Here is an 11876-nt window from a genome sequence, read left to right as displayed (position 1 = left end):
CGCGCAAACACCGCTACAGCAAAAAAGAAGCGCAGGCATATTCCGCCTGCGCTTCTCTCAACTGCCTATTTAGATTCAACTAAAATCGTTACGGGGCCATCATTCACTAGCTGAACGTCCATCATGGCACCGAAAACACCCGTTTCGACAACCAGGCCGTACCTTTGTAACGCTTTGTTAAAAGCTAACCAAAGAGGTTCAGCCGTTTCTGGTCGTGCCGCCGCGATAAAACTTGGGCGACGCCCTTTTTTCACATCACCATACAGCGTAAACTGAGAAATCGATAGGATTTCACCGCCGTGATCGAGAATTGATCGGTTCATCTTGCCTTCTTCATCTTCAAACAGACGAAGTTGTGCAATCTTGCCCGCCAAATAATCCGCGTCTTTTTCCGTATCTTCGTGGGTGATGCCAACAAGTAACACATAACCTGATCGGATCGCGCCAGTTACCGCGCCGTCGACTGTCACCGATGCACTTTTAGATCGTTGCAGAACTACTCTCATTAATTTGTCACCCGTAAAACGGAATAAACATCTGGAATCGATTTGATGCGTTCAACAACGCGGTTTAGATGCTTGATGTGAGGAATCATGATCGACAAATTGATCGTCGCAATTTTGTCTTTGTCTGCTCGACCGCTGACCGCTGTAATCGTCGTTTTCGTTTCACTGACCATGTGCATCACTTCATTAATCAATCCGTTGCGGTCGTATGCTTGAACTTCAATATCAATTTGGTAGGATTTGTTATCAGGCGATCCTTCATTTTCCCACTCGACGGGAATAAGTCGGTCGTTTTCTCCAGAGTGGACATTTGGACAATCCGTGCGGTGAACCGAAACGCCACGCCCTTTTGTAATAAACCCGATAATATCGTCACCCGGTACCGGGTTGCAACACTTAGACAAGCGAATCATCATATTATCGATTCCTCTAACAATGACACCGGAATCGGTTTGTTTTTTAGGCACGTTGGATTTCATTTCAACAGTAATTTTTTCAATTGCCTCTTCTTGCTCGCGCTTTTTACGCATTTTTTCAGCTAATCGGTTTACAACTTGTTGAGCCGTAATCCCGTTAAAGCCAACAGCTGCATACATATCGTCTTCGCCTGCAAAATTGAATTTTTCACAAACACGTTTGATGTTTTCATTACTCAGTACTTCTTTTAGAACAAATTCTTGCGCTTTTATTTCTTTTTCAATCAAATCTCGACCTTTTTGGACATTGTCTTCACGCAATTGCTTTTTGAAAAATTGCTTGATTTTATTTTTGGTTTGCGTGGATTTCGCGATTTTCAACCAATCGCGACTTGGACCAAAAGATTGCTTCGAAGTTAAAATTTCCACAATATTACCGGTGTGTAACTCCGTGTCGAGGGGCGCCATCTTGCCGTTTATTTTTGCGCCAATGGTTTTATTGCCAATTTCCGAATGCACACGATAAGCAAAATCGATTGGACAAGAGCCTGCTGGCATTTCAATGACATCGCCTTTTGGTGAAAATACATAAACCATGTCAGAAAACAAATCGTATTTTAACGATTCCATAAATTCTTCAGCATTATCCGATTCGTTCTGGAAATCCAGAATTTCACGGAACCACGACAATCGTGAATCGACAGAACTTTTCGGCTTGTCGATAATCTTGCCTTCTTTATAGGCCCAATGCGCTGCCACACCATACTCCGCAATGCGGTGCATTTCTTCCGTGCGAATTTGTACTTCAAGCGGATCGCCTTGAGGACCAATAACCGTCGTGTGAAGCGACTGGTATAAATTTTGCTTTGGCATGGCGATATAATCTTTAAAACGCCCTGGCATCGGCTTCCAAGTAGAATGAATAATTCCTAGTACCGCGTAGCAATCTTTAATGCTTTCCACTGTTATGCGGACTGCCAGCAAATCATAGATTTCATTAAACTGCTTGTTTTGAATTGCCATTTTCCGGTAAATGCTGTAAATGTGTTTGGGCCGACCGAAAAGATCCGCTTTAATATCGACTTCGTCGAGTTGTACGCGAATCTCACTCATGACCTTATTCAAATAATCTTCTCGTTCGGTACGTTTCTTTTTCATCAAATTGACAATCCGGTAATACTGTTGCGGATTCAAATAACGCAACGCTGTATCTTCCAGTTCCCATTTAATGGTATTGATACCGAGACGGTGCGCAATCGGGGCAAAAATTTCCAGCGTCTCATTAGCTTTAATGCGTTGCTTTTCGACGGTCTGGTATTTCAACGTACGAAGATTGTGCAAACGATCTGCCAATTTAATCAAAATAACACGAATGTCTTGTGCCATTGCGACAAACATTTTGCGGTGATTTTCTGCTTGTTGCTCTTCTTTTGATAAATACTTGATTTTGCTTAACTTCGTCACGCCGTCAACGAGCATGGCAACTTCTTCATCGAAATCACGAACGATGTCTTCACGGCTGACTTCCGTGTCTTCGACTACATCGTGCAAAAAGCCTGCCGCTACTGTAGCCGGGTCCATTTGTAATTCTGCCAGAATCCCTGCCACTTGCACCGGATGCACAATATACGGTTCGCCTGATTTGCGAAACTGTCCCATATGGGCGTCGTACGCAACTTGATAGGCCCTCTTGATTGTTTTCACATGTTCGGCATTCATATAAGACGCAACCATCTCGAATACATCTTCAGCTGTTCTCACTAGATCTTTCGCCATAATTGCCCACCTTGCTTTAAATTTTTCCAAAAGTATATCTTTCTATTATAAAAAACAATGGGGTTAAAAGTAAAGCTTTGTTAGCTGTTCTCTAGCACTTTAATAAATTCCCTGAGATAATCTGGTAAATCAGGCGGACGGCGGCTCGATACTAAGTGCCCATCGACCACCACTGATTCATCAAACCACTCGGCGCCAGCGTTGATCATATCATCTTTTATTCCTGGTGTACTGGTCACTTTTCGACCGGTTAAAATATTGGCGGAAATAAGCACCCAACCTGCGTGACAAATTTGACCAATCGGTTTTTGCTGATCGTCCATACGGCGTACCAACTGTAAAACGTCAGGAAACCGTCGTATTTTGTCTGGTGCCCAACCACCAGGAACGAGAACGGCGTCGTATTCATTGTCAAGCGCTTGTGCATAAGACAAATCAGATGTCGCTGGAACGCCATATTTGCCAATATAATTAACGCCCGATTCTTCTCCTGCAATGTCCACTTGTGCCCCTTCTTCTCGCAATCTTAAAATCGGATACCATAGTTCCAAATCTTCAAAGTCATGATGAATAAAACTCAGCACTTTTTTTCCTGTCAGTCTCATGTGATTGCCTCCTTGTTGATGTATGTTAAAGCAGATGAGAACTCCGCTTTCTAATATTTTCTAAGTGAACCAACTCGCTACCTGCTCCAACAACGACTGCTTGTTCAGCTGAACCGGTGCTGACCAAATTTTGAACGCTTACACTGCTGGCGTGTTGTTCACCGCCAGCTATTGAAAGATCCGTCTCCGCTGTCGTAAACCCTTGAATCTTACCATTACTCAAAGACACACACGCGGCACGGTATTGAACGGCTGAAGCTGGCTGAAGCTTGTAATCATAGTCTGGATCTCCGACAAACAAAAACCGGTTGATCGCCACATTGCGGTAAGCTGAAATGACTAAACTGCGCGGCGCAGAACCTTCGTATAAAGTTGTTTCGATTGGATCAATTGACACTAACCGTTGTGCACGAATGGCAAACGCCGAACGCGATTCGGGATCCTCTTTTTTATGATGACCAATGTGACGGAAATTAAACGACCGGTTATCGTGAACCGATAAATGTCCCGAAATAAAGACATTTGAGGCTGCTGAAGAATTGGCATGCGCTTTAATTTCAATTCCACCAAAACAACGCGCACTCGAATTATTAACTAACCAAACGTAACGGGATCCATCATCTATTTCAAAGCCATTGGAGTTTGAAAACCCTTGCTGATGCGCGCGTCCACTCGGATCACTAAAATGTGAGTTGGTGACAAAAATATAGTCACTATGATGCGTTGTCAATCCGTCGTCGCCAAAACCAGAACCGCTAACGCCATCAAGCCAGACAAAACGACTGCCACTTTTGCCTCGCAATCCATCTCCTGCGTAATTATAAAGCGGTGACGTAATATCAAAACAATGCAGACCTGGATTTAATGCCTCCACATCTTTGACCCAGCCAAATGTTACGTGGGCATAAGTTAAACAGCTGGAATAATTTCCGCCTGCACTGGTTTTTTCGACATCTCCCAAACGTTCTACATGCCAATCAAGCGTCAGCCCTTCTACGGAAATATTGCGGTTACCCATTAAGTAATTGCGGTTGGTCAATAACCGGGTCTTGCGAGAGGCTTTAGGATGCAACTTTAAAACAGTTGCTCCTTTTCCAGCACCCGTCAAACGTGTCCAGGAAGGCAAACGCAGTCCCTTTACAAGATAGACACCTTTTGGAACCTCTACTTGTACTCGGCCTTTGCCAAGTGCTCGTTTGAAAGCATCTGTGCAGTCGGTCTTTCCGTCACCTATCGCGCCGTAATCGGTAACGTTGACGCACTGTATAATCGTCGACTCAAGTTTTCGGTACTCGCTGTCTAGCTGCGCTTTCCATGCTGGGTATAGCTCATTGTCAGAAACACAGGTCTCCGAAGAACGTTCATCTTCCACCGAATATTTTTCAGCTACTAAAGACCACATTTTTTCAGTCATGCTTTTTTTAGGCCTTGCATACTTGCTAAAGACGAACTCTTTTCGGATGTCTTGAAAGAATTGTTCCGTTTCGCAGGTGATTTTTTCAAGAGGGGTGCGGTCGTCTAGTAATTGATCTATCCACGTAGCGTTTAATCGGGGGTTGTGTTGTTTGCTCAGCTTCATTTGGTCACCTCCAATTTATGGCCTTACCTTTGTCCATACCCTGATTCAAGAAAAAAATCCCTTCACCTTAAAAAGGCGAAGAGATCCGGTATTAATATTGCATTAAAGTCGTGACATCATAGCCGCCTAAGTTTTTGCGTCCATCTAAATAAGTCAATTCAATCAAAAATGCGCAGCCAACGACAATTCCGCCAAGCTGTTCTACTAAATTAATCGTCGCACCGATTGTGCCACCTGTTGCAAGCAAATCATCCGTGATCAACACACGTTGTCCCGGTTTGATTGCGTCTTTATGCATCGTTAACACATCTGTCCCGTATTCAAGACCGTATTCGGCTTTGATCACTTCGCGCGGCAACTTGCCTTCTTTACGAACGGGTGCAAAGCCAAGTTCAAGCGCATAAGCAACTGGGCAGCCGATGATAAATCCACGCGCTTCAGGTCCTACAATAACTTCAGCATTTACTGTTTTTGCGTATTCAACGATTTTGTCTGTTGCATACTTATAGGCAGTTCCGTTGTCCATCAATGACGTGATGTCCTTAAAACGAATTCCAGGTTTTGGCCAATCTTCAACAATGGTGATGTACTGTTTTAAATCCATATTTGTTCCTCCTTGGCAGACACTGTCGCATCGAACCACTCTTTTAAATCTTTATAAGACGCATACAAAAGCTTCTGCTCCAGAGCAATCTGCTGCTCGCGACGTTTGTAAATCGGCGCTTCTGACAGATCCTGTTTGCTTGGCGATTGCGCAATCTCGGTAATGCCATTGTTAAGTGTAACAAAACCGAGTTCAAAAAACACCTGCAGCATGAAAAATAATGACTCCCGCGTCCAACCTTTGTGTTTGGCCAGTTCGTCACAATGTTTAGTAAAGTCAAAAGTCCCGCGTTTTTTAATAAACGAAAACAGCCATTTAAATTGTTCACGTGTGGGAATCTGTTCAAAATACTGAGAATCTTTCGCATGAAAATGAGCATACACCCGCTTTGGCTTCATATTTGCTAAAACAGATGCCAATTGCTCTTCTGATTCCGGCAAATCCAATAACACCAAGTGGTCTTTACTTCCTGACATGGCTTTTACTTGAGCAACAGTGCAAATGGGTTGAGCCAATAGGGACTGGAATAATGCGGGTGTTTCTTCTTTAAACGCTAGGAATACTTGGTTTTCTTTCGGGATCAACTTTGACCAACGCGATACTTGGCGAATGCCGCGAATATCAAATAATTGCCATTGATCGGTACGAACGTCTTCCACCATCAATTGCGGTTTTTTCCGACCATTCCATTCATTGACCTGTAAATCACCGATAACATCTATTTTGACATCCGGTGTTAATTCATCACCAACTGAACCGAGACCAAAACCTACAGCGTCTATAGAAGCTGATTGCTGTGTCAGTTCCATCTTCAAGTGATTTTGAGCAGCTCCAATTTTACGAATAGATGCCACATGGACCCCTTCAAGATAAAATTTCGGCTTAGCAAAGCCCATTCCAAAAGGAGCAAGTAAGCGCATGGACTCGATTGCCGTTATGTCGATTTCGTCAAGACGGAGCGGAATATCGATGTTGACAACAGGCAATAACTCTTCTTCCGTTAAGCTAATTTCCGCTTGTTTGTTTAAGCGCTCACGCAAATCATCGACGTCACTTGCCGCAAGCGTCATACCTGCCGCCATTGGATGGCCTCCGAAATGAGGCAAGATGTCGCGGTTTTTAGCAAGTTCGTTATACAAATGAAAGCCTTCAATACTGCGAGCAGAACCTTTTGCTTTGTTGGTTTCAGGATCTACCGACAAAACAATAGACGGGCGATAAAATTTTTCTGTTAGTTTCGAGGCAACGATTCCAACAACACCCGGGTTCCAGCCTTCTTGAGCGACAACTAACACATGCGGCACACCGTCCGGATAACGCTGTTCGACTTGCTGCATCGCTTCTTCTGAAATTTTCTTCACAATCGCTTGCCGCTCTTTGTTTAACACATCTAACCCTGAAGCCAGTGAACGTGCTTCTGCTGGGTCTTCTGTTAAGAACATGCGAACAGCTGGATCAGCATCTTGCAAACGTCCAATGGCATTAATGCGCGGTCCAAACATAAAGCCAATCGTTTCTTCTGTAATGTCTTGCTGTTTAACGCCTGACACTTCGCACAATGCAGCAATGGCAGGACTCGGTGAATCGATAAGTGCAGCTAGTCCTTCTTTGACAAAAATTCGGTTTTCCCCGTGAAGCGGAACAAGATCGGCCACCGTACCGATCGCTGTTAGTTCAATCAAGTGGTCTGGAATTTCCTCGTACAGTGCATGTGCTATTTTAAACGCTACACCAACTCCAGCCAGTTCACCAAACGGATAGTGGCCTTGTGGATGACGCGGGTGAACAACCGCTAGTGCATTTGGTAATTGGTCACCGATATCGTGATGATCACTAATAATAACGTCCATCCCTAAAGCGTTAGCAAAATCAACTTGTTCGATTCCTGAAATGCCATTATCTACCGTGACAATTAGTTTCGTACCCTGATCAAATGCTTGTTGAAACAGTTCACTATTCGGTCCGTACCCATGCTTAAAGCGGTTCGGTATCATAAAGGACACATCGGCCCCTAGATCTTGTAATACGGTCATCATGACGGTTGTACTGGTGACACCATATAGTGATAGGTAAGCCTTTGAGTCTATCGTCAGCTTTTCCCCCACTTCACACCGTGCGTGAGACTTTCACCTCACACGGCGTTCCATCGAAAAAATTTCAAAACTTTGGTAATCTACATAACTTAACAGAATTCACTTGTTCGTTTGTCTGTCTAATCGTCCAATTGGATACTTTGAGATTATTTCTTCATCGCATTCTTTCTTAATAAAATCAGGTGTTATCACACCTGTTTTCTTAATTCGCCTTAACATACGATGGTCTTTCATGCATGCATTCACTTCGTATGCAATGTTCCCCATATCTTCGGAAATCATTGTAGCGGTACGGAAATATTGATGAAGTCCTATTACAGTCGAGTTGTAGAGTGCTATTTTTCTTCCTTGGTCGTTAACACCGCTAACATATCGAATCCCGTTTATGATTTGCTTCAAGTTTTTCTTTGTGCGTCGAACTGCTTTGTCGCACATCTGACTTTTCACAACCCATTTCTCACCTTTTGGCATTAACTTCATCTTAAACCCTATGAATTCTGAGTAGTGCTTGTCTGTTATACATTTATAAGTCTTTGAAATTTCCGACTAGAGCCTATTCCTCCACCAATTATTATCATGGTTTCAAAGGTACTATGGCTCCACTCTCACGAATGGTAAATCAGTTTTAATAGGTTGCCCCTTTATATACCGAACTGTTTCGTAGGTAGATTAATACCTCCACATCCTTCGCTTTCCACGTTCCAATTTCTTTATCCTTACATGTATCCTTAGGTTTCTCCTATGGTCCTGTATGCTTGAACTTGCCTATAACAAGTTATGGGGTTTCATAACGCCAGATTTTTACTCGCCCACACATACGATGGCACTGCCACCTGTCACATTTCCGTGACAACTACGTCTAGACCCGTACATTCAGAGATTCGTCAGTGCTTCTGCAGCACATTCTAACCATAGATACTTTATGGACTCCCGGCATATAGGAAACACCATCCACCTCTGGACAGCTTTCGTGTCGGGTACTCGCTATGCTTTCCCTAACTTACGGTCTCTCTCTGCCGACTTCACCGAGCTTCATACCTTTCAATTTAACCATTGAGAAGGCATGTCGGAGGATCAGAGTAGGCGTTTCAAGGCGTTACCCTATCATTCCACCTATCAAGAAATCAGTTCTCCTAGGGATTTTAATGGACTCCCTAGTGTCTAACCTTTTCAGTTAGAAACGTGTCGCACCCGCGTCGTAATCGCCATAGACAACAATTTTTTCTTGATTATCAATCGCCTGTCGAATACGCTCGACAGCTAGATCCATGTCTTTCATCAAATACGGATCGTGCATGCAAGTTGCATCCATTTGCATAAATGTCCGAGCCGCGTCAGCTGTATTCAAGCCCCGTGTCACCAAAATTTTAGCCAGCACTGACGATAGGTTTAATTCTTTTTGGATTTCTTGAACTGTTTGTTCATCTGGCGTCGTCAAGCGCCATCTTTTTCTAGATTCAATCATTGGTATCACTTCCTCACCGATCTATTATACAGCAAAAAATCACAGACAAAAACCTTTCGGCGTCTCTACCGAAAGGTTCCTTTTTTAGATTTCATCTTTTCTTGTATCAACTACTGGTTCTACTCGTAAATCATTGACTACTGGTTCGTTTGTAACAATTTGGGGTTCTGGTTGGATGCCGACTTTTTGGTATGCACCAATTTCGTTTTGTTGTGTAGCGATTAACGTTTCTTTTACCGCCACTTCTTTTTGAAGCACTTTGATTTTACGTTGCAGCTGGTAATTGCGCATAATAGCTAGCACGCTGCTGAGTAAGAATCCCAGTAATGCTGATGCCAGAATTACCAAGATCAACGGCCATTCGGCTTCGCCAAATACGTAATTGACGGGTACATCCTCCACATTGACAACTGCAAACACGGCGATGATTACTGCGAAAATAAGTCCGATTAAAAGTAGCCATTGTAATTTCATTGCTATTCCCCCTTTAAGTTTAAAAAAATGGAACAAGGTCATTGTCATTATACCCTGTTCCATTGCTATTTTAAACTTATACTACAGGCTCATCAGAACCCCATTTAGATTCTTGTTCTTTCTTCTCGATATCGATCGGTCCTTTTTTCTTCAACTCCCCTTTTTTCAGCACTAGCCATAGCTGCGCTGCAATAAAGATCGAAGAATAGGTACCGGCAATCAAACCGATTAATAACGCAATGGAGAAGTTTGTAATCGATGGCGCACCAAAAATTAATAGCGCGATTACGACTAATAATACCGTTAATACCGTATTTACCGATCGACCAAGCGTTTGACGAAGCGATACGTTAACGACTTTTTCCAATTGTTCTACTGAATCAATTTTTTTCATGCGTTTCATGTTTTCACGGATTCGGTCAAATGTCACAATCGTGTCATTGATCGAGTAACCGATAATGGTCAATACCGCTGCGATAAAGGTAATGTCTACTTCTAGTCGGAGCATACTGAAAATAGCAACGATAAAGAATGCATCGTGAATTAATGCAACAACCGATGCCACACCCATACGCCATTCAAAACGGAAAGCTACATATATAATTATGCCAAGCGCAGCAATGGACAATGCATACAATGCATTTTTCGCCAATTCCTGACCCACTGTGGCTGATACCGTTGAAACGTTTGGTTCAGAACCAAATTCTTCAATAGCTGTCGCTTTCAAGCTATTGATTTCTTCTTGACTAAATTCTTCATTGTAACGAGCTACACCGATATTCGATTCATCACCTGAAATGACGATATCGTCTGTTTCAAAGCCTGCACCATCTAAGAAGCTTTGTACTTCTTCTTTCGTCAATGCTGCTTCTGAAGCAATTTCAACACGTGTTCCACTCGAGAAATCGATTCCTAAGTTCAAACGGAACACACCAAGAACAGCCATTCCAGCAACGATTAAAACAATCGAAGCCAAGAAGAATTTATTGCGATTGCCTGCAAAATCAAACCGGTCAAAACGAGTTGAAAGATCGGTAATCTCTAAACCTTCTTCTGGTGAGTGGATAACTGACTTTTTTAACCCAAACAATCCGGGTTTGTGGTCGAGTGCTCCGCTGTTGACCCATAGACCAAGCAATAGACGCGATCCCCAAACAGCTGTTAAAAAGCTGACCAAAATAGAGATAATCAATAGCGTCGCAAACCCTTTGACGGAACTTGTTCCGAAATAGAACAAAACAATCGCTGCCAATAAGGTCGTCACGTTGGCATCAATAATTGCCGAGAATGACGAACGTGCCCCGACTTTGAAAGCTTCTTTTACTGACTTGCCGACACGCATTTCTTCACGAATTCGCTCATACGTGATGATGTTGGCATCTACTGCCATCCCGACACCGAGCATGATTGCCGCGATACCTGGTAACGTCAGAACGCCGCCAATCCATTCAAATACCAACAGAATTAAGTACACATACGCTGACAACGTAACCACTGCGACCATTCCTGGTAAGCGGTAATAAATAAGCATAAATAGTAACACTAATGCTATACCGACAGCAGCTGCGACCATCGTCTGATCAAGTGCTTGTTCACCAAACTGAGCACCAACAGAAGTCGAGTAGATTTCTGTCAAACTTACCGGCAAAGCACCTGCATTCAAGATTCCTGATAGATTTTGTGTTTCTTCTACAGTAAACGATCCTGAAATTTCAACAGATGGTGATGAAATACGCTGACTAACACTCGGTGCTGAAACAAATTTCGGATCTGCTTTTAAGCGTTCTTCTGCGAACGAATCGACACCTTCTTCAAAATCAAGCCAGATGACCAAGACATTGTCAGGTGCTGGCATTTGCGAAATACTTTCTGTCACTTCGGCAAATTTTCCTGGGTCATTTAATTCCAATGTGACAATAGGATTGCCATTCGAATCAAAAGTTCCCGTTGCGCCACCTTGCTTCAAGTCATTTCCAGCAAGCAGCAAATTATCTTCCGCATCACGGAACGTTAAATTTGCTTCAGTCGACAGCAATTCACGCGCTGACGATTGATCTTCGACTCCCGCTAATTGAACACGAATGCGGTTGTCTCCTTCAATCTGAATAACGGGCTCACTGACACCGAGTACGTTGATTCGGTTCATCAATGCATCGGTTGTGTCCGTCAACACACTTTCTGTAATTTCTTGGCCGTCTTCAAGTGCTGTCACTTCGTAAAGCACTTCAAAACCACCTTGTAAATCCAACCCTAATTTAATGTCTTTTGCGATGGGTAAACTCGTAGTGCCAATAATTCCTATCAGTGCAATGACTAGTAAGAAAAAGGCAATAATACGACCTCTTGCTTTCATATGTA

At 43.1% G+C, this 11876-nt stretch carries 10 protein-coding genes; all 10 read right to left on the bottom strand.

Annotated elements, in window-relative coordinates:
- Positions 1 to 65: 65 nt before the first annotated feature.
- The 10 genes from dtd to secDF all read right to left on the bottom strand — a co-directional run bounded on the left by dtd (position 66) and on the right by secDF (position 11871).
- On the bottom strand, positions 66 to 506 hold the full coding sequence (dtd, locus tag AJGP001_RS07325; RefSeq protein WP_071154357.1) for a D-aminoacyl-tRNA deacylase: 441 nt from the start codon (positions 504 to 506) through the stop codon (positions 66 to 68).
- A complete protein-coding gene (locus AJGP001_RS07320) occupies positions 506 to 2698 on the bottom strand; it encodes a RelA/SpoT family protein (RefSeq protein ID WP_058385610.1) in 2193 nt (730 codons plus the stop codon). The genes dtd and AJGP001_RS07320 overlap by 1 nt, the downstream gene beginning before the upstream one ends.
- Before the next feature lie 80 nt (positions 2699 to 2778).
- Entirely contained in the window at positions 2779 to 3303 is a 525-nt protein-coding gene (locus AJGP001_RS07315; RefSeq protein ID WP_078080326.1) for a type 1 glutamine amidotransferase domain-containing protein, read from the bottom strand.
- Positions 3304 to 3328: 25 nt separating this feature from the next.
- Positions 3329 to 4882: a glycosyl hydrolase family 28-related protein gene (locus AJGP001_RS07310; RefSeq protein ID WP_071154356.1), complete on the bottom strand. Its 1554-nt coding sequence runs from the start codon at positions 4880 to 4882 to the stop codon at positions 3329 to 3331.
- A gap of 91 nt (positions 4883 to 4973) precedes the next feature.
- Entirely contained in the window at positions 4974 to 5486 is a 513-nt protein-coding gene (locus AJGP001_RS07305; RefSeq protein ID WP_071154355.1) for an adenine phosphoribosyltransferase, read from the bottom strand.
- Positions 5477 to 7591 carry a single-stranded-DNA-specific exonuclease RecJ gene (gene recJ, locus AJGP001_RS07300; protein ID WP_256204395.1) on the bottom strand — a complete coding sequence of 705 codons (2115 nt, stop codon included), beginning with the start codon at positions 7589 to 7591 and terminating at the stop codon, positions 5477 to 5479. The genes AJGP001_RS07305 and recJ overlap by 10 nt, the downstream gene beginning before the upstream one ends.
- An 87-nt stretch (positions 7592 to 7678) precedes the next feature.
- Positions 7679 to 8059, bottom strand: coding sequence for a hypothetical protein (locus tag AJGP001_RS17490; protein ID WP_169835262.1), 381 nt, complete (start codon positions 8057 to 8059; stop codon positions 7679 to 7681).
- Between the two features lie 694 nt (positions 8060 to 8753).
- The gene (locus AJGP001_RS07290) at positions 8754 to 9044 is read right to left on the bottom strand and encodes a hypothetical protein (RefSeq protein ID WP_058385616.1); all 291 of its coding nucleotides are present in this window, start codon (positions 9042 to 9044) and stop codon (positions 8754 to 8756) included.
- 84 nt (positions 9045 to 9128) lie between these two features.
- Complete coding sequence (locus AJGP001_RS07285) at positions 9129 to 9518, bottom strand: LapA family protein (protein WP_071154352.1); 390 nt, start codon at positions 9516 to 9518, stop codon at positions 9129 to 9131.
- Positions 9519 to 9594: 76 nt separating this feature from the next.
- Positions 9595 to 11871: a protein translocase subunit SecDF gene (secDF, locus tag AJGP001_RS07280; protein ID WP_071154351.1), complete on the bottom strand. Its 2277-nt coding sequence runs from the start codon at positions 11869 to 11871 to the stop codon at positions 9595 to 9597.
- Positions 11872 to 11876 lie beyond the last annotated feature (5 nt).

The sequence above is a fragment of the Planococcus faecalis genome (genome assembly GCF_002009235.1).
In the GTDB taxonomy this organism is placed as follows: domain Bacteria; phylum Bacillota; class Bacilli; order Bacillales_A; family Planococcaceae; genus Planococcus; species Planococcus kocurii.
The sequence above is the reverse complement of the archived record's forward strand: the minus strand, read 5'-3'. Positions and strand labels throughout refer to the sequence as shown.